Source organism: Vibrio sp. 2092 (genome assembly GCF_033339635.1).
GTDB classification, from domain to species: Bacteria; Pseudomonadota; Gammaproteobacteria; order Enterobacterales; family Vibrionaceae; genus Vibrio; species Vibrio alginolyticus.
Window position 1 is genome coordinate 25,565 of the sequence record NZ_JAWOUY010000030.1, and the last position, 22,765, is coordinate 48,329.

A 22,765-nucleotide genomic window follows, 5' to 3' on the forward strand; every position below is an offset into this window, starting at 1 on the left:
TTTACCCTCTAATCTTCTACCTTGAATCTCTATTCGCTGTTAACAGCAAGCCTCACGACTTTTATCGTGTAAGCGTGTGATGTCGTCTTGGTATTCCTGCTTCAAACAGTTTGATGCCACTAAGTCTTCAATTAACTTTCGCATCCAACCTGGCAATTGCTGTGATAACTCGTAATACACCCATTGCCCTTGGCGTTTATCCACCAAGATGCCACTGGACCGTAACTGAGCAAGATGACGAGAAACTTTCGGCTGGCTCTCTTGCAGAGCAAACGCCAAATCACCAACGCAAGTTTCACCTTCACGGGCCACGAGCATTAAACAACGTACGCGTGTTTCATCGGATAACAGCTTAAAAAACTGATGTGGAAGCATAATGAACATACCTATATATGGATATGCGTATATGTTTATTTAATTAAGATATATCGTCAAGAGGAAACCGTCCATCGTCATAAAAGTTTCACATCTAACGAACAGCTTGATTGTAAAGAGAGAGATTCAAAGAGATAAAAGATAAGACACGAAATTATGCAGTCGCGATGCTTTGACTCCAGCGAACCGCTTCACCTAAGGAGAGCTTCACTTCCTCTAAAGGCAACCCCAATTGCATCGTGATTTTTTCAACCCCTGACCAATCGGCACGCTCGTAGCACTCTTCGAGGGAAATAAGTGCACCATAAACCCCTTTGCGATGTAATAGCGCTTGTTGTACTGAATGACTAAGCGGTAACTGCCTAACTAAAGATTCCACCGAAAGATCCAACAGCGCATCTAGAATCGACAGCAAACCAACCATAAAACCTTGTTCGTTGAGGTGAGAGAAGGGCTGATAGCGCGACATCAATTGGCAAAATTGAGCTCGTTGCAATGAAAGGTGATACAGCTCTCGAGGCTTGTTACTGGAGATATACGATGCCACAACCAAAGAGACAAACTGCTTAAGGTTATCCTGGCCAAGATAAATCAATGCCTGACGAAAAGAGCTGATTTCGACAGCCAAATTCGGCGCTTGCGTATTTACAAAACGCAATAATTTATATGACAACGCGACATCTTGCGTAATGATGGACTCGATACGAGTAAAGTCAGGCTCAGGAGCACAAACTTCACGAAACAGTTGCAATGCCAACACTTGCTCAGGACTGACGTATTTAGTCTGCGAGACGAGTGGCTTGCTAAAAAAATAACCTTGGAAAAATTTAAAGCCAGCCGCTTTCGCTTGCTCAAACTCTTCTGCGGTTTCAACACGTTCTGCTAAAAAGTGGTATTTGACGCGTTTGGCAAGGTGTGTTGTGACAAGTTCACAGGCCTTTTCGAGCCCCATCGCCATAATGTCGAGCTTCACAATATGCACATATGGCAAAAAACGGCGCCATTCTGGTGTTAGGGTGAAGTCATCCAAAGCGATCAAGTAACCTTCTCGATAAAACTCACGAATCGCATCAAGAAGCTCATCCGTAGGTTGGCACGTTTCCAACACTTCGATGACAATTTTGTTTTTCGGCAAACTGCGCGGCAAACGTCGCACCAAACTTTGATGAGGAAAGTTAATAAAGCATCTTGAAGAGGCAATCACTGGGTTAGTACCCAGTGATAGGAAGTTTTCGACGATCAGTCGGTATGTCGCTCGATTTGAATCAATATGTGAAGGGTATGCGTTACTCTCCCCGTCTCGAAACAACAATTCATAACCCAGCGTCTGTCTTTTTCGGTTAAAGATCGGCTGGCGAGCGACATACGTTGTATTCATGCTAAAGAAGGACCTATAAATGGCTTATGACTTTGCAGCTGCTAATAATGCACCACAACCCATGAACATTGAACCGAATACTTTGTTTATTTTTCCCATGATTTTATCGGAGCGAATAAAGCGTCCCATTTGTGCTGCCAAGCTCGTGTAACCCAACATTACACACGCATCAATCACGACCGTAGTGACGCCAAGCACCAACAGTTGCGTGATTTGGTCTTTTGCCGGGTCAATAAACTGCGGGAACAACGCCACCAGAAAAACAATCGATTTAGGGTTGGTGAGGTTAATTAACACTGCCTTGTACAACAGCGCCGTGCCTGACATCTCGTTGTGGTTTTCAGCTGCGACTAAGCTTGATGTGTCGCGCCATTTCTGAATCCCCAACCAAACCAGATAAGCGGCACCAACCCATTTAATGACAGAAAAGGCGGTTGCTGACTGCGCGACAAGCGCACCAATACCCGCCCCCACCAGCGCGATGTGGATAACTAAACCAATTTGTAAGCCAATAATGGCACCCAGTGATTTACGGGTACCGTAACTCAAACCATTACTGATTGAGTTCACCGTGCCAGAGCCCGGAGCCAAACTAAAAACGATTGCTGTTACTACATAAGCTAACCAGACATGGGTATCCATTGCATTTCCTCACTAATTCTTCGATGATACATCGCGTAAACAACGTATCTTCAGGTAATCAACTAATGGCGACTAACCATTCACCTTTGACTTATACTCAAGAGACATTATTTGAGCAAGCAATTGGTGGTCCGATCGCAGCACTTTGGCAAACTCGCCAAGAGGGCTTTGTTAAAGGGACTGAGAAAAAGAACATTTACTGGTGCAAGCTAACCAACCCAGAGCATAAAAAAGCCGTGCTGATTGTAAATGGACGCATTGAGTCTTCCTGGAAATACCAAGAGCTGTTTTACGATCTCTACCGCCAAGGTTTCGATGTCTATTCCTTTGACCACCGCGGTCAAGGTTTATCAGATCGTTTATTATCTGACTCAGATATGGGTCACGTCTATGACTTTACTGATTATATTGATGATATGGACATCGTCGTAAAAAAACACGACCTTAGCGAATATCAACAATGCTTCATCATCGCGCACTCTATGGGCGGCGCGATCGCCACACGTTACCTGCAAACTCACCCAGAACACCCTTTTACTGGTTTGATTCTAAGTGCGCCCATGTTTGGCATTAACCTGCCATGGTACCTATCACCAATAGCGATTCCGGTCACACAAATTATGTCAGCGGTATCGACTTTGCCACGCTATGCACCAGGACATCAGGCCTACTTCCCTAAGCCCTTTGAAGATAACCCACTTAGCCAAAGTTACGGCCGCTACCAATGGTTCCGAAACCTATATACGGAAAAACCGGAACTGCAAGTCGGTGGGCCAAGCACTCGCTGGGTTTGGCAAGGGCTCATGGCCGCTAAGCAGTGCTTTTTATTAACTCGCCAAGTCAAAATACCAGTAATCCTAATCCAAGCCGGAAACGATCGGATTGTTAGCAACCTCGCGCAAAAGCGTTTTATTGATAAATTGCGGAAAACCAACCCGCACGCGGAGCTGCTTTCCATCGAAGGCGCACAGCATGAAATCTTATTCGAGACCGACAAGTATCGTAATCAAGCGCTCGATGCGATTTTCCGCTTTATGAATGACCCTAAATCGCCATCAAACAAACAAGCACAATAAGAACTCTAGGCGACCATTTCACGACTAAGATTAAAGAGGAAATGTCTACACATCGATTTACCCTCTTTTTCATCCTCATTTTGGCGTACACTGCTTGAACTTGGCTACTTTGACACTGTGTTTAACCGCATAGTGCTATGAGCCCAAGTTCCCCCGCATTCGGAGCAGTACGATCTAGTCAGTCTGCTGTACTCCGTTTGCAATTCACCTGTTCCACACTATCCAAACCGTTTACGAGGACTTCATGAGCACATCGCTACCTTGCAAAGAGATCACCAAAATCGTTGCCTCTGATCTGGATGGCACGTTACTCGCACCAAACCATCAGCTCAGTGCTTACTCAAAAGAGACGCTAAAAGCGCTGCATGAAAAGGGTTATACCTTTGTCTTTGCAACCGGCCGTCACCACGTAGACGTTGCGAGCATCCGTCGCCAAGTTGGCATTCCAGCTTATATGATCACGTCGAATGGTGCCCGAGTGCATGACCAGGAAGATCAGCTAATGTACAGCGAGAATGTCCCTGCGGAACTGGTACAAGGCGTGATCGACACGATCAAACATGATCAAGAAATACTTATTCACATGTATCAAAATGATAGCTGGTTGATGAACAAGGATGATGAAACGTTACGTGACTTCCACGATGAATTCACTTACGTCTTATTTGATGAAGACCACGCCCCAACTGACGGTATTGCGAAAGTTTTCTTCACGCATCCAGGAGAAGACCACGAACGTTTGGTCGTATTTGAAAACAAACTACGTGAGCAGTTTGGTGATAAGCTGAACATCGCATTTTCAACGCCTTGGTGTTTGGAAGTAATGAGCGCTGGCGTATCTAAAGGCCATGCTCTTGAAGCGGTAGCGAAAAAACTCGACCTCACGTTAGAAAACTGCGTAGCATTTGGCGATGGCATGAATGACGTAGAAATGCTGTCGATGGCAGGTAAAGGGCTAGTTATGGGTACATCACACGAAAAAGTGATGAAAGCTCTACCAAATAATGAAGTGATTGGCAGCAATGCGGAAGATGCGGTTGCACACTACCTACAAGAACACTTGCTGTAAGCTTCAATACTCCAAATAATGAAGGGCTGCACATTCGCAGCCCTTTTCTTTTATCGCTGACTTGGCAGCTTCTCTTTGCCAAGAATCGCGTCCCATTCTTCTTCTGTCACGGGCATAATCGACAAGCGATTTCCACGTTTCACCAACGGCATGTTCTCAAGTTCTGGCATCGCTTTCATCACCGACAACGGAATCACTCGCGCCGTTTTACGTACAAACTCTACATCCACCATAATCCAACGCGGGTTGTCTGGGTCTGACTTTGGATCGTAATAATCGCTTTCGGGATCGAATTGGAAATGATCGGGATAGGCTTCTCTCACAACTTTAGCAATACCTGCCACGCCAACATGTTTACAAGAAGAGTGGTAAATCAGGACTAAATCGCCCACCTTCACTTGGTCACGCATCATATTGCGCGCCTGATAATTACGAACTCCCTCCCAACATGAAACCTTTTGGGTTCGAAGCGTGTCAATAGAAAAGGTATCTGGTTCAGTTTTAAATAACCAATATGCCATAATGCCATCCGATGCCGATTGAGTAACAATAATGAGGAAGATATAACATGAAGGCTTTGAAAAACCCAGTGGCGCTTGCCACCCTGCTGGTTCTGCAAGCATGTAGTTCACAGCCGCCACAATCTGGTGCTGCTGACCCAACCTCTCCACCAGCAACCTTAGATAAGCCTGAAACCATTCAACCTCAAACTTTTATGCTACGCGGAAAAGTGATCGTCGGTCACGAGAGCCAATACATCATGCCTTGTGGCAGCGACAAGCAATATTGGTTGCAACTATCACCACAGCAAATGCAACGAGCAATTCAGTTAAATAACGAGCCTTACCAGACTATGTATGGCGAGGTTATCGGCCACCTCAACCCACCGGGCATCGATGGGTTTTCTGCTGATTTCGATGCTAACTTTGTAGTGGAACAAGTGAACTTCCTCACAACGGAAAACCCAAACCGTTGTCAGCAACCAAACAAACCAACTCGCGTGTTTGGTAATGAGCCTTCTTGGTCGGCAAGCTTTGAGGCTAATGGACTAACATTCCAGCAAATCGGCAAACAAACCACAAAATTAGCGATTAACAGCAGTCAGCTTCAACCTCGCCAGCGCACTTATCAACTGCAAGGTGGTGAGCTTCGCTTAACAGAAAACCTCTGCTCAGACACAATGAGCGATTCTTTATATGGCTGGAAAGCAACACTAAAACATGATGGCGAGACGTATCAAGGTTGTGGTATGGCTGCAAACGTCGATGCAACGCTTGGCTGGGCTAATACCTATGTCGCGACCTCAACCCAATCACAAGGCTTTGAAGTACAAATGACCTTAAACCCAGACCACAGCGCCACAACAAAATACCGTTACGCCAATGGACAAGCACCATTAATCGAGCGTGGTTACTGGCAACAGTTAAGTCCGTCTCAGGTTCAAGTTGTCATGACGCATCATCAACAGCAAAGGCTAATGTCAGAGCGACTGTTTACTCGAGAAGGCAATCAGCTCAAAGCGACCAAAGAAAAAGTCGGTAACTTGGTATACCCAATCGCCGATGGTGGTTTAGTCCTTTATCCTGCCACCGTTCGTGATGAAGGCATCATGCAACTAGCCGAAAAACGCACCAACAACCCCATCGGTAGTGCTGACGTCCCTTCTAGTGCAGAGTTTGATTCAAAAGTAGATGCCGCGGTGCGCAACTACTTCTTTATCCATCAAACCACCCCCAACAATAACCAATACCGTTGGCTAACTTACGACCTCAACAGCGATGGTAACGAAGAGCTATTGGTACAGTTGGATTGGTGTGGTTCCGGAGGCTGTACATTGCTGATATTTGAACATCACGAAAAGGAATGGCGATTTAATAGCCGCATTACACTAGTGCAAAGCCCGATTATGCTCGGCCAACAAACCTCTCATGGTTGGCGAGATCTGATTTTTAATGTCAGCGGTGGCGGAGCTAAAGCGGCTCAACACGTGATGCAATACACTGGGGTTAGCTACCCACTCAACCCAAGCATGGCGCCAACGGCAACGCCGAACCAAGTCAGTGGCGTGCGTCTGTTCTCTGATGGGATAAGCCCGGTGCGAGAAGGAGTTCGTCTGTAATGTCACAACCGTGTCCAACCTGCGGTTTTCAATTCAATTGTATGTGCTCGCTAATGCCGAAACTTAACAGTGAGCACAACATCCTGCTGTTAATGCATCCGAATGAACTGAAGCGTGATACTAATACCGGCCAGCTACTAGAGCAGTGCCAACTCAGCATTGAGCGAGTAATCTGGGATCGCAAACAGCCACCAGCAGAATTGCTCACTCTATTAGCTGATCCATCGCGGTATCCGGTGTTGCTCTTCCCCTGTGAAGAAAGTATCACACTCGAACATGTGGTACTCCAAAGCCAGCAACAAACCAAAACTCCGCTGTTTATTATTTTAGATGCCACCTGGCAAGAGGCGCGCAAGATGATCAATAAGAGCCGTTGGTTAGAAGGTATCCCTACTATGGGATTGTCTGCGTCGGCGGACTCACAATATCAGCTGCGACGCAACCAACAACAAGGTAATTTGTGTACGTTTGAAGTCGCTGCACATTTGCTCGGGCAACTTGGAGAACAAAACAACCAACAACAAATGCAGCGCTTTTTTGCCCATTACCTCGCTCTGTTCCAAGCTGAAAAGAGTGGACACGCTCTTAAGCGTTAACCATTAAGCTCAGTAGAAGAACCAAACAAAAAACGCAGCCTACGCTGCGTTTTTTACGACAAGAAGTTTCACGTGAAACATCATTAAAACAGTCGAGTCGGCTCGCCAAGATAGTAACCCTGCAAATAATCCACCCCCATGTCTTGTGCAATGGTACACACCTCCTGATTGTGGACAAACTCCGCCACCGTCTCCGCGTTAAACACCTGGCACAAACGCACCAACTGGGAAGCGATCTTGCGCTGTTTTAAGTCTTTATCAATATCACGAATCAAGCTGCCATCGAGCTTTATGACTTCTGGCTCCAACTTCAGGATTTCATCGATATTCGAATAGCCGGACCCAAAGTCATCAACAATGATACGCGCCCCTAAGCTTCTAAAATGACTGCACACTTCTATCATTCGGCCGTAGTCTTTGATCTGCTCAGATTCCAGCACTTCTAAACCAATTCGCCTTGGGTCATTTAGCTGGCTAATTTCATGCTCTAAAAGCATTAAAGTTTTATCACTGAGCAAATCTTGCGGCGATAAGTTTATAGAAAAGTCACCTTGCTTATCTCGCATATAATGCAACGTAGAATGAATCATGTGCCGACTTAGTCGAGTGTAAAGATGCGTATCAGAGATAATTGGCAGAAAACGCCCTGGCGCAATCACCGTTCCATCGGCTTCCAGAATACGAACCAAACATTCTTGGCTTGCCAATTTGTGGCTACCCGCATGCACAATAGGTTGGCTATAAGTGATGATATTCTGTTTGAGAATGGCTCTACTGACGCAACTTAGCCATCCAAGTTGCTCTTTACGCACATCCTCACTGACTTCAATATCTTTCGCATTACAGATATGGGTATTACTGCGTACACCGGAGCGCCTCGCTTCGATGCCTTTGAGTAAGAGCTCATCTACTGAAGCGGATGGAAAATCTCGACGACTCACTAAGCCGCCGCATAGCGAGATAGAAAGATAATCTATTTCACGTAGGCCAATTGGCTCAAAATTAGTTTGTTCTACCGCGTCAGCAAAACGCGTAAAGTGCTGTTTGATGGTCTCGCTGCTTTGATCAGCTTTAAATATGAACGCCCATTCACCAACCCCAATACTATAAAGCTGCAAAGCCGTTGGCATGCCGAAACGCTTTCGTAGTCGATTCGTAAAGTGCATTGAGAGATCTTTGAGTAATTGATCTCCCACTCGGTAGCCGTATTTTTCGTTGATATGACTAAAGTTAAGTAGCTTTAGAGTCAACAAATGCTCATCCAAATCGATGTTACTCAGCCGCTCTTGCAATGCGACCCGGTTTTGTAATCCCGTGCGACTGTCGCGTCGATAGCTTTCTTGTAACTTGCGCGTTTGGCGATCGAGTTGATATCCCATATGCGCGTTCATATGGTTGAGATCGCCGATCGCATTTCGAATCAAGCTAAACAGCGGTGAAATAGAGGAGCTAACGGGCGACTTAGGCAAGTTCAATGTTTGCACTTCGTCTCCCTCTCGCATCGCTAAATACGTCAGGCTGTGATGAAGAATTTCGGGCTGACCAATACCACCATGCAGCTCCCCCATACAGTAACTACCAAACGTCGTCGCAATATCTTTGAATGCTTGGACTTCGTCGCTGCTGTCAATAAAGTCTAACCGTGACGCGCAGTTAAAAATCATCACGACTTCAGGTTGGTGCATGGCTAACTCAACCACACCATGCCGCACTTGCTCGAGCGTTAACGAGGGATGGTTATAGCAAAATTGCACTTCGTCACCAAGACACCAGGGCCTGTCGAAGCTCATACTGCCATCAGCGTGTAGCTCCGTTACCGTACAAACTTCCTTTCGCCCTAAGCTTTCTCGATACAAAGGAAAGCTGAGCAGTTGACTCAGCGTCACGTCATGGCCATCCGCCAAGTAACGCTTGTATACGTCCAGCGCTTTCTTCTCACCTAAACAATACAAGCGCGTTCCTTTTGCATGAGTGACTTTGTGTGGCATGCCAATCGGGTTCCACTCCGAATACGCATCAGTCCATAGCTTCAAAGTATCACTGTGCAAAGCTACGGCAACCACAGCGTTATCGTAAACTCGGTTTTGATATAGCACCCAGCAGCCATCGTCAATACTCTGCGCCAACCCTCCAGAAATCACTACTTCTTCACTGGCGAAGGTTTGAAACAAGGGATAGTCACGTCGTTCAATTTGCACAGCAAAGCTGAGGATCACCTGTGAATTATGCTGCATTAGAAGAGAGCGCTTGAGCTCCCCGCCATCAATGTCAGGGGAGTAAGAGTATGTTTGTACCGCAGAAGTCAGCGTGGTTTGCTCAAATTCAATCACACTCACTAGGCAACCAGAGGTAAATATCTCCCCTTCCAGAATTACATTACGCGTACTATGCCCCATAACATGAGCATTCGGCAGCGACGACAAAACGGCGTCTGCAAGTGTGGTCGTAATTTCGCGCGATTGCGTCGACAATATTTGTACTAAATATTGTTTATCTGAGGAAGTCGGAAAAGTGACTAAAAAGTCATTCAGTTGACTGACATCGTGAACCAGTTTTGAAAAAGCTCGCATGGACCTACCACTGCCGTAACACTATCTTCACCACGACGTGTGGCGTTACTATTTTTATTTAATAGAGAATAATTTACGTGGCTTTGCGCTGCTTTTCTAGACACAAAATGAGATTAGAATGGATTAATGCGAAAGCAATTAAAAAAGTGTGAGTAACGGCTGCAAACTATTGATTTCAATATCAGGTAAAGTACGTGTTTTTGAATGGTTAATGACATTTTTATTCATATCATTAAACCAACAGGCTGCAAAACCAGCCAACTTTGCACCATGCACATCCGTGGTTAGGTGATCACCGACATGCAGAATATTCTCCGCAGGAATATCCAAGAATCGCTTCGCTTTAGTAAACATATCGGTTGCGGGTTTCGCCAATCCATCTGGTCCTGCTTTAAGTACCTGTTGGAAATAAGGCGTAAGACCGATGCGGTCTAAATCCACATTACCGTTGGTGATTGCCACCAACGGGATGTGCTGCGCGAGTTCCTCCAGTACATCGAGGCTTTGCTGCGGCACTTCAAAACGGCTACGCCAGTCCAACGCAACGTCTACTGCGGCTTTCGCGGCGGCATGTGCTGCGTCTTCGTCGTAGCCTACTTGGGAGAAGGCTTGCTGAAGTTGCACTAAACGCCATAAAGTGACATCGCTCTTCAGCTCGGGTTGTTGCTGCACAACTCGCTGTTTGAGAGCAAACCAATCCGCTTTGTTCATATGAGCAACCGCTGGATGATGGTGCTTGAGCCAAGATAGCAACTCACGCTCCATGCGAACGATCACAGGATAGTTGTCATAGAGGGTATCATCTAGGTCAAAGGTCATTGCCTTAATAGGCTCGATACGGCGATAAAATTTCATACTTCGGCTCACTCCCCGTTCTTTTTGCGTGCGCGTGGGTGGGCTTGGTCGTAGGCTTGCGCCAAATGTTGGAAATCCAAGTGCGTGTAGATTTGGGTCGTCGAAATGTTCTCGTGCCCTAAAAGCTCCTGCACCGCACGTAAGTTATTGCTTGATTCGAGCATATGTGTCGCAAATGAGTGACGCAATTTATGCGGACTAATATGGCTTGCGACAGACTGTTTCTGCCCCCATTCAGCCATGCGCTTTTGCACGCTACGATGCGAAATACGCGTTCCGAGCTTAGATACAAACAAGGCGGGCTCACCTGGAGCGGCTAAATCACCACGAACGCGTAACCACTTCCCGACCCACTCGGTTGCCATCCCAGAGAACGGCACTTTACGTTCTTTATCGCCTTTACCAATAACACGAAGCTCACCACTACGCAGTTGTACATCACGTACATCCACACCCACCAACTCAGCCAAACGTAAACCGGCGCCGTACATCAGCTCCATCATGGCACGATCGCGCACAGCCAACGGGTCGTCCTCGTTGACTTCAAGTAATTGGCTCACTTCGTCAACATCGAGGTTTTTGGGCAACGGGCGTTTTTTGCGAGGTGCTGAAACCCCTTTGGCTGGGTTAGCCGACATCTCGCCACGCAGAATAAGGAAATCGAAAAAGCTACGCAGCGATGAGAGTCGCGTTGCCAAACTGCTGGCTTTCATGCCTTCTCGCATGCCCTTACCTGCTAATTGGCGCACCCAACCAGCATCCACTTGAGACCAATCTTTGAGTCCCATTTCAGCTAAGTGCTGCGCCATTGTTTCTAGCTGCTGTTTGTAATTGCGCTGAGTATGTAGGCTAAGCCCCTTTTCGCTTCGTAAGAATTCATAGAAGCGCTCAAGAGGCTTTTGCAGACTATTTGGCAGAGGAGTGTTGGGAGTTGTCGTCATCGTAACTTTGCCATACCAGTGTTTGAGCGAGATGTGCCACTACTAATGATAGGTGACGCAAAAACAAGGTATCCATATCTGGCTGAAAATGGCCGCCATCTTCACTAGAAAAAGCAAGCACGCCCAGTGTTTGCTGTTTCACGAGCGGCAGTACCACATAGGACCCCATTTCCGGCACTTCCATGTTGCCAAACAAAGCTTCACGATCTACTTTGCGAAGACGTCCTAAGTACGCATCTTTGCCATTTAAGTGAGTGGTCGCAAAGCGTTGATAACTTTCCTTACTCAATTGAATCGATGCGTCGCATTGACTAAACAATCGAACAAACGCACGTAAGCCCAGCGCCTTGGCTTTCGCTTCGATAGAATGAATGACTTGTTTAAAGTCACCACACTTTAGAATCTGCCCCTGCAAATCCATAAATTCGTAAAAGGTGCGATCATTGTTCGCCGCAAGCGACATTAGTGTAGTGATCTCTTCCTCTAACTCTTCAATGCGCTGACGTTGGCGATTCATTTGGATGTGCACCAAAGATACCGCGCCTAAGTCTGAGTGTGGGAAAGATAAGCGATCCACAAGCTCCGGACGTTGCACAAAAAAGTCTGGATGATCTTTGAGGTACTCGGCCACTACTTCAGCCGTTAAGGCATCTGCTTCTACTTGAGACAAACCGTTTCCTTTTTCTTCAACTAGCAAGACAATTGACCATCAAATACATGCGTTGTAGGTCCGGTCATAAACAACGGCTTGCCAGGACCTTGCCATGCAATTCGCAATTCACCACCAGGTAGAGAAACCTTAACGTTTTCATCCAACAAGCCCTGCAGAATCCCAACCGCGACTGCCGCGCATGCACCACTACCACAAGCTTGTGTTTCTCCTGCGCCTCGCTCGTAAACTCGGAGACGAATATGGTCACGACTCATCACCTGCATAAAGCCAGCGTTGACGCGCTCTGGGAAACGCTCATGCGACTCAAGCAGCGGACCGAGAGTTTCCACTTCTGCCGTATCCACATCGTCGACCACGGTCACTACGTGCGGGTTACCCATGCTCACAGCACCACAAAACAAGGTATTGTCGCCTGCTCGCATGATGTAAGTTTTCTCTTTTTGCTTCGCTTTGAAAGGAATTTTGTTCGGTTCAAACTCTGGCACGCCCATGTTGACCGTCACTTCCCCATCATCTTCGATGTTGAGAATCATCTTTCCTTTCTTGGTGCTCACGCTGATGCTGTATTTATTGGTCAGCCCCTTCAAGCGAACAAAGCGGGCAAAACAGCGTGCACCGTTACCACACTGTTCAACTTCACTACCATCGGCATTAAAAATCCGATAATGGAAGTCGGTTTCAGGGTCGTAAGGGGCCTCTACCACAAGCAATTGGTCAAAACCAACGCCAGTATGACGATCCGCCAAGCGGCGGATCAGGTCTTGCGAGAAAAACACGTTCTGGGTAATACAGTCGACGACCATAAAGTCGTTGCCCAAACCGTGCATTTTGGAAAAGTGGAAATGCATTTGTTGTGTGTTACTCCGGTAGAATCTGTTCCAGCTGCCACAAACTGGTCAGCTCCTCACGCTGGCGAACTAAGTGGCTTTGTTTACCGTCCACCATCACTTCTGCTGCTCGGGTACGAGTATTGTAGTTCGAAGACATCACAAAACCATAGGCACCTGCTGAACGAACCGCGAGTAGATCACCTTCTTGCAAAACGAGTGCGCGATCTTTACCCAAGAAGTCGCCGGTTTCACAAATAGGACCAACCAAGTCGTAAGTCTGAGCTTCACCCTTTCGCGGTGAAACTGGCACAATATCTTGCCATGCTTGGTATAGCGCAGGACGCATCAAGTCGTTCATTGCAGCGTCGATAATCGCAAAGTTTTTATGCTCAGTATGTTTTAAAAACTCAACACGCGTTAGCAATATACCTGCGTTCGCAGCAATTGCACGGCCTGGCTCAAAGATCAGCTCCAAGTCTTGGTGATTTTCAAGACGGCCTAGTAACGCTTTGGCGTAATCAGAAGGCTGAGGTGGTAATTCATCACGATAGACCACACCCAAACCACCGCCGACGTCAAGGTGACGAATGTTAATGCCTTGCGCTTTTAAATCATCAATCAGGGCTAATAAACGGTCTGTCGCGTCGATAAATGGGTCTATATTGGTCAGCTGAGAACCAATGTGGCAGTCGATACCTTGCACATTCAAGTTCGGCAGGCTTTGCGCGAATTTATAAACATCTGGCGCACGATCAAACGCAATGCCGAATTTATTGTCGCGAAGACCAGTCGAAATGTAAGGGTGTGTTTTCGCGTCGACATCTGGATTGATACGCAGAGAAATTGGCGCAATCACACCAAGCTCACCCGCAACCTTGTTCAAACGTTCTAGCTCTGGCTCAGATTCAACGTTGAAACATTTGATACCTAGCTCAAGAGCGCGCTTCATCTCTGCCGGTGTTTTACCAACACCAGAGAAAACGACTTTTTTCGGATCACCGCCTGCGGCAATCACACGCTCAAGTTCACCACCCGACACGATGTCAAAACCCGATCCCAAACGCGCTAGCGTGTTCAATACGCCTAAGTTTGAGTTGGCTTTCACCGCGTAGCAAACCAGGTGAGGATGCTGACCCACAGCACTATCAAACGCCTTCCAATGGCGCTCTAGCGTGGCTCGAGAATATACATAAAGAGGAGTGCCATATTGCTCTGCAAGAGCTTGAAGTGGGACGTCTTCGGCCCAAAGCTGGCCATCATCCTGATAGTTGAAGTAATCCAAAATTCGCTTCCCTTATTTTATTCGACTGCTGAACCCTAATTTCACCCTAAGGTGCGGTTATTTATTGTGATTGCTCATTCTGTTGAGTGTCATCTGGAATGTATAGTGAGCCAGACTGACCACACCCCGCTAAGGTCGCGGCAACCATCACAAACAACACAGTAACTAATTTTTTCATTTCGCATATCGTGATTATTGAATCAATGCCCCCTATAATCGCACCACACTCAGGAAAAGCAATAGGATAGACGGATGAACGATACTGAATTTCATCAACTGGTGGATGCGCAGATGCAAATCATCGAAGAATCCATCGATGATTCAGGCGCAGACATTGATTACGAAGTCACTGGCAACGTAATGACATTGGAATTTGAAGACCGCAGCCAAATCATCATTAATCGCCAAGAGCCGATGCATGAGATCTGGCTAGCGTCCAAATCTGGTGGTTTCCACTTCAAGCTTATTGAAGGTAAATGGACCTGCTCAAAAACGGGTATGGAGCTATTTGAAATGGTGAAGAAAGAGTGTGAAAAGCACGCAGGCGAAGCCATTGATTGGGCATAATTCTGGTCAATCGTCACCAAAACAAAAAGAGCACCGAAGTGCTCTTTTTGTTTATTGATACGGGTTTAATTACGCGTTCACAGTTTTGGTCGGGCGACTCGGTGAACAACCGTCATTACGGTAAGGAATGATATACGCATTCCCCTCTTCAGGGTGAATAATTTGATAGTACTGAGGCAGGTTAAAATTAATAAACTTCGACGCGACGCGACTATCGTCTTTTACCGACGTGTAGAAACTGTTTACAGACGAAATCATTTCATCTTTGGAGCCACTAAATTGGTGATACACTTCTACTTGATTTGACTCATCCAACACATAAATATTGAAGCCATCTTCGTTATCTTCAAAGAAGAACTGCACCAGACCTTCACTGGCAAACCCATCCACCGCTTCCGGCATTTGATATTCTTGCTCACGATCGAGCATTAACAGCGGCGAGCCTTTGAGTTTGTTAGTAGAAATGCTGCGGTAGAAATCGATGGAATTTTCTAGCTTCTGCACCGACACACCACGACGTTCAAAGAACAACCCATAAGTCTGGTTACCAAGACGCATCGCTTTAAAGCGGCGGCGTTTCTCTTGCTCTACTGGTTTCAAGCGTAAGTCGATACATTCAGCTAAAAGCTGGTAAACCATATTACGCATCACACCACGCATGTTCTTCGCATAGCAGAACACATCCACTGATTCTGGTGGCAACGCATCTTGGTGCATTTTGCCCAAAATGGTTTTCAGTGCATCCAGCATCGCCGTTTCCCCTTTGAAATGCAGCGTACGCACTTCATGCCAAGAGTTACGGTAAACAAGGTCAACACTGCCGACTAAATTTTTATGTTCTGGACCAAAGCTAAAAATATCGGTGTTCTTAACATCCACTTTCAACGAACGACCAGAAAGTTCAGACGTCGGATCATTTTCGAAGTTGATGAACATCGCAAGCTGGCTTATTTCACAAGGACTCGCTAGCGCCTGCATAGATGGACGACGCTTACGCAACGCAAAAGTATTTCGTAAGTCACTCACCATTTGGTAAAACTTATCAATATCTAGCTGCGCTTCACGTACCACGGCATGTAAACGAGTCGATTCAGTGATCAAGCCATTGAAGAATGCCCAAGCAACCAACTTACTCAAGTATTCATGATGCTCTAGATATGGTTGCCCCAAAATGCGGTGCGCAATAAGCGGTTGTTTATAGAGGTACCAACCAGACTTGTTTACCCCCCCTTTTTTCACTTCGATAAAGCTCAAGTCAGGCTCGTGCAGATCAGGTGAAATCTGTGGGTTTAGTAACGTTACTTTGCCCGGCAATACTTCAAAAGCAGCGTAGAGTTTACGGGCCAAAATACTGATGTCTTGCGGACTGATAGCAGAAGTGATGTCGTTACGACGCGCAAATTGAATCAAGTTACGGTAGCTTTGCATCAACGCATCCAGCAATGCATGATGTACCACCTTTACTTGTTCAACCTTCCAATTACGGCGGTCATCGAGCTCTGCAACGACACTGGCATCCCAATTCCATTTTGCAATCATATCGCTCAGCGCTTCACGACGCCAAGCTACTGAGCCAACATTCGGCTCACGAGATAGTTTTTCATGGGTTTTGAGATAGAAACAGCGACGCACTAAATCCAAACGTGTATCGTCTTGAATTCGCTCTAAGTAACGGGTTACTTTTTCCAACATTAAGTAGTACGCATCCATGCCATAGAGATCTGGCTCATGGGCAAAGAAACGACGTTTAGTGTCAATGCTTAACAATTGAGTATGCGGGTATTCCCACGAGTAAGCTTCTAGCAAGATGGCTTTTAATACCGATTTGTAGGGAGAGTCGATGCTTTTGTATAACTGCCACAAGTTCGATCCGAAGTATTCTTCAGCAGGAATGCAGTTCAATTTACCAAAGTCGATCCATTCACTACAGTCGATGTAACCATCACTGCAAAGTTGAGAAACGTACTCGTCGTAACACTCTTCCATTTCTGGCGGCACGATTTGCCATAACAAACGCTGTCCGGCGATACGCACCGCACTACGATAGAATTCATCTAGCAAAAGTAAGTGCTGAGATGAACCACAGTTATCACCTGTCATCTCCTCAGAATGATTGCTTCTAAAGCGCTCTTTATCCATTAAGAAAAAGTTCGCTTCCACGCCTTTGCTTTGTGCCCAATCCGTGATGAGTAGGCATTTATTGGTCAATAACTCGCGTTCGTCACAATCCATCTCTGGTGAGATACACACCCAAATATCCAAATCACTGGAAGTACTTTGACCAATCGAGGAGGTACTGCCCATGGTGTACAAACCCAATATAGCGGGCTTTTCTACCGTCTTGAGCGGCTGACCAATGGCAAGTTGAATATCATCTATGAATTGTTGCTGAATGCTATTTAGTTCAAGCCCATGTACACCAAACGGGACATCGGCATCATAATAGCCAGGAATTACAGGATGGTTGTAGTTCAACAAGGCAGGAATCAAATGGAAGACTTGCTGGCTTTGCGAATCCATAAGCGCCAGCGCGCGATCAACTCGCTGCTGATTCAAATTATCTAGTCGCTGGATGATTTTTTGGGTGTAAGCCTGCAAGGGGAATTCCTTGGTTGAACAATCACGAAAATCTGCTGACGTTTTAAACCAAAATGGCTTAAAAACGTGATCAATTTAACACTTTTATTGGTGCGGGTAAAGCTTCACGCCCGCGTATCACTCTGGATACAAAACCATACTTTAGTCACAAAATTAATCGCGCGGTAGTGTCGCTCTTATTACCTATTACTAATAATAGTCCTTAGTCTAATTGAGAATCCAGTCACACTATTTTCATAACATCATGTAATTCCATTCATAGCCTTCAGAGATAACGAACTAACAGTAAGCATTTCTTGATGAGAATGGTAGGATAAACCCAAATCCAAACAGCATTGAGAAGATCATGACACAATCCACACCGATTCGCATTGCAACTCGAAAAAGCCCTCTTGCTTTATGGCAAGCTTACTTTGTTAAAGACGCCCTTCAAGCCGCTCACCCAGGCTTGGAAGTCGAGTTAGTAACCATGGTGACCAAAGGTGACGTGATTTTAGATACACCACTAGCAAAAGTTGGCGGCAAAGGCTTGTTCGTAAAAGAGCTTGAAGTCGCGATGCTAGAAGGACGTGCAGACCTCGCCGTTCACTCAATGAAAGACGTGCCCGTCGATTTCCCAGAAGGCCTTGGCCTCGTGACCATTTGTGAGCGTGAAGATCCTCGTGATGCCTTCGTCTCTAATACCTATAGCCACATTGATGAGCTCCCTCAAGGTGCCGTGGTTGGTACTTGCAGTTTGCGTCGTCAATGCCAACTGAAAGAATATCGTCCGGACATCATCATCAAAGAGCTTCGCGGTAATGTGGGCACTCGCCTTGGTAAGTTAGATGCGGGTGAGTATGATGCAATCATTCTTGCTGCGGCAGGCCTTAAACGATTGAAGCTTGAAGAGCGCATTCGTAGCTTTATCGAACCAGAGCAATCACTACCAGCGGTAGGCCAAGGTGCTGTCGGTATTGAGTGCCGCCTTGACGATGAAAGACTGCTTAAGCTGCTTGAGCCACTTAACCACCAAGACACCGTAGACCGCGTTTTGTGTGAGCGCGCAATGAACCTTACGCTAGAAGGCGGCTGTCAGGTACCGATCGGCAGCTATGCCCTGCTAGACGGCGACAACATTTGGCTACGCGCATTAGTTGGCGAACCAGATGGCAGCGAAATTGTGCGTGGTGAAATTCGTGGCCATCGTAAAGACGGCGAAGGATTAGGAGTGCAGCTAGCCAATGAGCTGTTAGATAACGGCGCTCGTGAAATCCTAACTAAGCTGTACGCAGATCACGAATAATCATGGCAGTGTTGGTCACTCGGCCGGGAGAGCAAGGCAGCGCGCTTTGCTCTCTGCTCGAAAGGCACGGCATTTCCGCATATCACCATCCTCTGATCGACATTGTCGCCGATCTCACGGACACGCACCTCTCTAAACACCTGCATCAAGCTCAAATTGTTATCGCTGTTAGTCGACATGCCGTGCAATGTGCACAGCAAATCATAGCCAGCAACGAGACATCATGGCCGAAACAAGCCATTTACCTTGCCGTTGGTCAAAAAACAGCACACTATTTAAGCAAATGTACCCAACAGAAAGTACACTATCCCCAAGTCAGTGATAGTGAACATTTATTGCGACTGCCAGAGCTCAACAATGTGGCACAACAACAAGTTCTTATCCTTCGTGGTAACGGCGGAAGAGAGCTGATCAAAGATGCATTGGTGAGGCGTGGCGCAAAAGTTCACTATAGTGAGACTTACAAGAGAGAATTCATCCCATTCGATCCAGTAAGCTGTATCTCACTATGGAAAAACCTACAAATTAACCAGATTATTGTCACCAGTGGTGAACAACTGGATTATTTGTGCAGCCAATTGACCTCGGAGCAATTGACTTGGCTTAATCAACAAGAGTTGTATATCCCCAGTCAGCGTATCGCTGACATCGCAATTCAAAGGGGGTTCACTCGCGTGAGATGCACGGGAAGCGCATCCAACCAAGAATTACTGGCGGCTCTCCAGCCCTAGCTACACAGGATATAGGCATGACAAGTAAAAATAACGACCAAAAAAATAACGATAAAAACCTTTCCGAAGAAACCTCATCGGCACCGCTAGTCGAAAAAACCACATCGCAGCAGGATGCGGACCTTAAAAAAGAGCAACCACAAGCGGCCGAGCCCCCAAAAACAGCAGAGCCAACCAAAGTCGAGTTTGAAGAAAAACAAGGTAAACGCGGTGTCAAACTAGGCACGGTCGCTATCATCTTATCGATTATTTTTGGCGGTGGCCTCGCGTACAAGCTGCATCAACAGCAAGCCGATTACCAAGCGCAGATCGCCCAACTAAAAAGTCAGCTAGAAAGCACTCAAGCTTCCATGAAGCAAGAGCTCAGCCGGGTACAAGAAGAAACCATCGAGAAAGCAACAACCGTGACACACAAAGCGGAAGTGGTACTTGGACAGCAACAGAAGAGCATTGAAAGCTTACAGCTCGCCGTTGCCGATGTGAAAGGTCGTCGACCAAACGACTGGCTATTGGCGGAAGCCGATTACCTCGTCAAATTAGCCGGCCGTAAATTGTTCTTAGAGCACGATGTAGAAAGCGCGACTCAACTGATGGAAAGTGCAGACCAACGCATTGCAGCGCTGAATGACCCTAGTCTCGTCAAACTACGTAAAGCAATGGCAAACGATATCACCAAACTTCGCACTATCCCGCTAATTGACCGTGATGGATTGGTATTACGCTTAACTGCCCTGCAACAGCAAGTAGACAAGCTCCCTCTCGCCAATGCACTGCTACCTGAAGCTGAAGCCGTAGAAAACACTGAAGTGTCTGAAGATATCGCAAACTGGCAAGATAACTTAATGACCTCTTTGAAGGACTTTTCGGAAAACTTCATTACCTTCCGCACGCGCGATGGTAACGTCATTCCACTGCTTTCTCCTGAGCAACACTTTTACCTGAAAGAAAACATCAAAGCCAAATTGGAAACGGCAATAAAAGCGGTGTACCAAGAACAAGGTGAAATTTACACCACATCTCTAAAAACAGCCGACAAATGGGCATTAGCTTTCTTCAACCAAGACGATAATTCCGTTAAAGAGTTCAACAAAACGGTTAACCTGCTAAGTCAGCAAAATATTCAAGTGGAATACCCAACAAAACTGCAAAGTCAGTCTCAACTATCAGATGTCATCCGTGAACGCCTACGTCGTGAAGTCACAACGATGACAGGCATGGAGGATAAGTAATGTTTCGTCTTATTTTCCTATTTGTTGTACTAGGCGCAGGACTATTTGTTGGCACCCAGTTTTCTGGTCAGCAAGGCTATGTACTCATCTCCATTGCCGAGAAAACGATCGAGATGAGCGTAACGACATTAGTGGTTTTCGTTATCGCTGCACTCGCAGGTCTTTTTCTGCTTGAGTACCTGATTAAGAAGTTAGTTTATGCTAGTTCTACAACATGGAACTACTTCAGTGTTCGCAAAATGCGCCATTCCCGCCGATACACCAATGAAGGCATTATTAAACTGCTAGAAGGTGACTGGAAAGGTGCTGAGAAGAAAGTAACTCGCTGGGCAAATCATCACGATATGCCGCTGCTTTGCTACTTGGTTGCGTCTGAAGCCGCACAAGGCCAAGGTGATAAAGCAAAACGAGATCACTATCTAGAGCTAGCGAGCCAACAAGAGAACGCCCATCTCGCAGTAGAACTGACTCGAGCGAAACAATTTATCCGCGACAACGAGTTCGAGTCCGCTTTCGATACCTTGCAATCGTTAAAAAGTCAGTATGCGAGTAACTCTATTGTATTGAACTTGCTGAAAACAACGTACATGCAGCTAAAGTTGTGGCAACCTCTTATTGACCTCTTGCCACAACTAACCAAAGCAAAACTCATCACGGAAGAAGAACATGCAGAGCTGATTCAAAAGGCGCAGTGCGGCTTACTCCATGAAGTAGCGCAACAACAAGGTAGCGAAGGGCTTATCTCTCATTGGAATAGTCTCTCACGTAAAGTGAAACAAGACACACACCTCGTTGCCTGTTTTGCTCGAGAACTCATCACACGAAAAGCTGATGCAGAAGCCTTTACCCTGCTAAAAGAAGCATTAAAAAAACAACCTGCCCCAGAGCTTTATCAACTACTGCCAGATCTAAATCTGCCAGATACCCACCCTGTCGTGGTCTTCTTAGAGGGAGTAGTGAAGAAAGAACCGGATAACGCCGCTGCCCATAGCGCATTAGCACACTTCTATTTCCGTCAAGAGAAGTGGCAAGAAGCCCAGGATCACTTTGAGATCGCCTTAAAGCTTCGCTCTGACGTCTCTGACTATGCATTCCTAGCAGACACACTAGAGAAGCAAAATCTAACCAAAGCTGCTCACGAAGTCTCTCGTAAAGCTCTCACGCTCGTCCAGAATGACTAACTTAAGATGACCTAACTAAGCCGACAGCTTACCTGTCGGCTTTTTTATTGCCTGCTATTAACCCTTTAGTCCTTACATCAATATGTTTATCAAATTCATTGGTTCCCAAGTAATTTCCAACTTCCTAGCAACTCACTATCGTTTCACTTTCACTCTTCTCTTTTGACTACTCTGATCCTGTCATTCCAGCAGAATCCAAAACAATTTTAAAAGATACAGGAATACGTAACTTTAGCCTGTTGATGTATGGTTTTAAGACGTAGCTAGATTTAGGCAATAGAGCACACGCATCGCTAGACTGAGCAAAACAAAAAGATACATCAGTGAAACAGTGGCTATTTGAGTATGCTTATTTGTTCGGTCTATCCAGTAAAAGGGGCTAGAGAAGCAATGGTAGTGCTTTAAGAGAACGATAAGGCAATAGATGGTTCAACACCTTAACAAAGCATCTCCAACAACCTTATCGGGACAGCATGCAGTGATGAGGATGAACAGCTTTAGAGGCAACTGCACTTCTTAGCAAAAATCAAAACATCACAACCAATACCGATACCGATACCGATACCGATACCAATATTACTTTGTCGAAAAGTAGATCGCATATGGAATTGATTTTTGGCAAGCACAGATAGAGTAATAAAGATGTACGGAAATGAAAAAAGCCTCGCTATTTCTAGCGAGGCTTCTTAATAGTGGCGGAGAGATAGGGATTTGAACCCTAGATACGCTATTAACGTATGCCGGTTTTCAAGACCGGTGCTTTCAACC

Annotated in this window: 21 protein-coding genes; 9 read left to right on the forward strand and 12 right to left on the reverse strand. The window is 46.1% G+C overall.

Annotation, left to right across the window (positions count from 1 at the left end; all coding sequences use genetic code 11):
- Nucleotides 1–39: 39 nt before the first annotated feature.
- The 3 genes from R7P80_RS28090 to rhtB all read right to left on the reverse strand — a co-directional run bounded on the left by R7P80_RS28090 (nucleotide 40) and on the right by rhtB (nucleotide 2,395).
- On the reverse strand, nucleotides 40–375 hold the full coding sequence (locus R7P80_RS28090) for a metalloregulator ArsR/SmtB family transcription factor (RefSeq protein ID WP_005378730.1): 336 nt from the start codon (nucleotides 373–375) through the stop codon (nucleotides 40–42).
- Between the two features lie 154 nt (nucleotides 376–529).
- Nucleotides 530–1,753 carry an EAL and HDOD domain-containing protein gene (locus tag R7P80_RS28095; protein WP_017636082.1) on the reverse strand — a complete coding sequence of 408 codons (1,224 nt, stop codon included), beginning with the start codon at nucleotides 1,751–1,753 and terminating at the stop codon, nucleotides 530–532.
- Nucleotides 1,754–1,777: 24 nt separating this feature from the next.
- A complete protein-coding gene (gene rhtB / locus R7P80_RS28100) occupies nucleotides 1,778–2,395 on the reverse strand; it encodes a homoserine/homoserine lactone efflux protein (protein WP_005378732.1) in 618 nt (205 codons plus the stop codon).
- Nucleotides 2,396–2,460: 65 nt separating this feature from the next.
- Between rhtB and R7P80_RS28105 the strand changes: the two genes are divergently transcribed.
- On the forward strand, nucleotides 2,461–3,471 hold the full coding sequence (locus R7P80_RS28105) for an alpha/beta fold hydrolase (RefSeq protein WP_225492179.1): 1,011 nt from the start codon (nucleotides 2,461–2,463) through the stop codon (nucleotides 3,469–3,471).
- Nucleotides 3,472–3,715: 244 nt separating this feature from the next.
- Complete coding sequence (locus R7P80_RS28110) at nucleotides 3,716–4,540, forward strand: Cof-type HAD-IIB family hydrolase (protein ID WP_017636084.1); 825 nt, start codon at nucleotides 3,716–3,718, stop codon at nucleotides 4,538–4,540.
- A gap of 50 nt (nucleotides 4,541–4,590) precedes the next feature.
- Here the strand turns inward: R7P80_RS28110 and R7P80_RS28115 are convergent, their stop codons facing one another.
- Entirely contained in the window at nucleotides 4,591–5,061 is a 471-nt protein-coding gene (locus R7P80_RS28115; protein WP_005378735.1) for an EVE domain-containing protein, read from the reverse strand.
- A gap of 47 nt (nucleotides 5,062–5,108) precedes the next feature.
- Between R7P80_RS28115 and R7P80_RS28120 the strand changes: the two genes are divergently transcribed.
- Nucleotides 5,109–6,659, forward strand: a complete 1,551-nt coding sequence (locus tag R7P80_RS28120; RefSeq protein WP_191116406.1) for a COG3650 family protein — start codon at nucleotides 5,109–5,111, stop codon at nucleotides 6,657–6,659.
- Complete coding sequence (locus tag R7P80_RS28125) at nucleotides 6,659–7,255, forward strand: tRNA-uridine aminocarboxypropyltransferase (protein ID WP_031780839.1); 597 nt, start codon at nucleotides 6,659–6,661, stop codon at nucleotides 7,253–7,255. Before R7P80_RS28120 ends, R7P80_RS28125 begins: the two co-directional genes overlap by 1 nt.
- 83 nt (nucleotides 7,256–7,338) lie before the next feature.
- Here R7P80_RS28125 and R7P80_RS28130 read toward each other — a convergent pair whose 3' ends face one another.
- From R7P80_RS28130 to lptM, 7 genes are all read right to left on the reverse strand, one after another.
- Complete coding sequence (locus R7P80_RS28130; protein WP_005383644.1) at nucleotides 7,339–9,825, reverse strand: EAL domain-containing protein; 2,487 nt, start codon at nucleotides 9,823–9,825, stop codon at nucleotides 7,339–7,341.
- A 138-nt stretch (nucleotides 9,826–9,963) separates the two neighbouring features.
- Nucleotides 9,964–10,680 (reverse strand): 5-amino-6-(5-phospho-D-ribitylamino)uracil phosphatase YigB, encoded by a 717-nt coding sequence (yigB, locus tag R7P80_RS28135; protein WP_005378741.1) that lies wholly within the window; start codon nucleotides 10,678–10,680, stop codon nucleotides 9,964–9,966.
- Nucleotides 10,681–10,688: 8 nt separating this feature from the next.
- Nucleotides 10,689–11,621 carry a tyrosine recombinase XerC gene (gene xerC / locus R7P80_RS28140; protein ID WP_005378742.1) on the reverse strand — a complete coding sequence of 311 codons (933 nt, stop codon included), beginning with the start codon at nucleotides 11,619–11,621 and terminating at the stop codon, nucleotides 10,689–10,691.
- Entirely contained in the window at nucleotides 11,587–12,318 is a 732-nt protein-coding gene (locus tag R7P80_RS28145; protein WP_005378743.1) for a DUF484 family protein, read from the reverse strand. Before R7P80_RS28145 ends, xerC begins: the two co-directional genes overlap by 35 nt.
- Nucleotides 12,312–13,142, reverse strand: a complete 831-nt coding sequence (gene dapF, locus R7P80_RS28150; RefSeq protein ID WP_005378744.1) for a diaminopimelate epimerase — start codon at nucleotides 13,140–13,142, stop codon at nucleotides 12,312–12,314. Before dapF ends, R7P80_RS28145 begins: the two co-directional genes overlap by 7 nt.
- A 10-nt stretch (nucleotides 13,143–13,152) precedes the next feature.
- Nucleotides 13,153–14,406, reverse strand: coding sequence for a diaminopimelate decarboxylase (lysA, locus tag R7P80_RS28155; protein ID WP_005378745.1), 1,254 nt, complete (start codon nucleotides 14,404–14,406; stop codon nucleotides 13,153–13,155).
- 61 nt (nucleotides 14,407–14,467) lie between these two features.
- Nucleotides 14,468–14,584 (reverse strand): LPS translocon maturation chaperone LptM, encoded by a 117-nt coding sequence (gene lptM, locus R7P80_RS29435; RefSeq protein ID WP_005378746.1) that lies wholly within the window; start codon nucleotides 14,582–14,584, stop codon nucleotides 14,468–14,470.
- Between the two features lie 74 nt (nucleotides 14,585–14,658).
- On the opposite strand from lptM, the gene cyaY reads away from it, so the two are divergent.
- On the forward strand, nucleotides 14,659–14,973 hold the full coding sequence (gene cyaY / locus R7P80_RS28165; RefSeq protein WP_005378747.1) for an iron donor protein CyaY: 315 nt from the start codon (nucleotides 14,659–14,661) through the stop codon (nucleotides 14,971–14,973).
- 69 nt (nucleotides 14,974–15,042) lie between these two features.
- Here cyaY and R7P80_RS28170 read toward each other — a convergent pair whose 3' ends face one another.
- On the reverse strand, nucleotides 15,043–17,571 hold the full coding sequence (locus R7P80_RS28170) for a class I adenylate cyclase (RefSeq protein ID WP_053350817.1): 2,529 nt from the start codon (nucleotides 17,569–17,571) through the stop codon (nucleotides 15,043–15,045).
- 346 nt (nucleotides 17,572–17,917) lie between these two features.
- On the opposite strand from R7P80_RS28170, the gene hemC reads away from it, so the two are divergent.
- From hemC to R7P80_RS28190, 4 genes are read left to right on the forward strand one after another with little or no spacing between them, the layout of a single operon-like run.
- Nucleotides 17,918–18,856, forward strand: coding sequence for a hydroxymethylbilane synthase (gene hemC / locus R7P80_RS28175; RefSeq protein WP_225492177.1), 939 nt, complete (start codon nucleotides 17,918–17,920; stop codon nucleotides 18,854–18,856).
- A 2-nt stretch (nucleotides 18,857–18,858) separates the two neighbouring features.
- Nucleotides 18,859–19,587 carry a uroporphyrinogen-III synthase gene (locus R7P80_RS28180; RefSeq protein ID WP_186584590.1) on the forward strand — a complete coding sequence of 243 codons (729 nt, stop codon included), beginning with the start codon at nucleotides 18,859–18,861 and terminating at the stop codon, nucleotides 19,585–19,587.
- Between the two features lie 17 nt (nucleotides 19,588–19,604).
- Nucleotides 19,605–20,816 carry a uroporphyrinogen-III C-methyltransferase gene (locus R7P80_RS28185; RefSeq protein WP_005378751.1) on the forward strand — a complete coding sequence of 404 codons (1,212 nt, stop codon included), beginning with the start codon at nucleotides 19,605–19,607 and terminating at the stop codon, nucleotides 20,814–20,816.
- Nucleotides 20,816–21,997: a heme biosynthesis protein HemY gene (locus tag R7P80_RS28190; RefSeq protein ID WP_053350814.1), complete on the forward strand. Its 1,182-nt coding sequence runs from the start codon at nucleotides 20,816–20,818 to the stop codon at nucleotides 21,995–21,997. Before R7P80_RS28185 ends, R7P80_RS28190 begins: the two co-directional genes overlap by 1 nt.
- Nucleotides 21,998–22,765 lie beyond the last annotated feature (768 nt).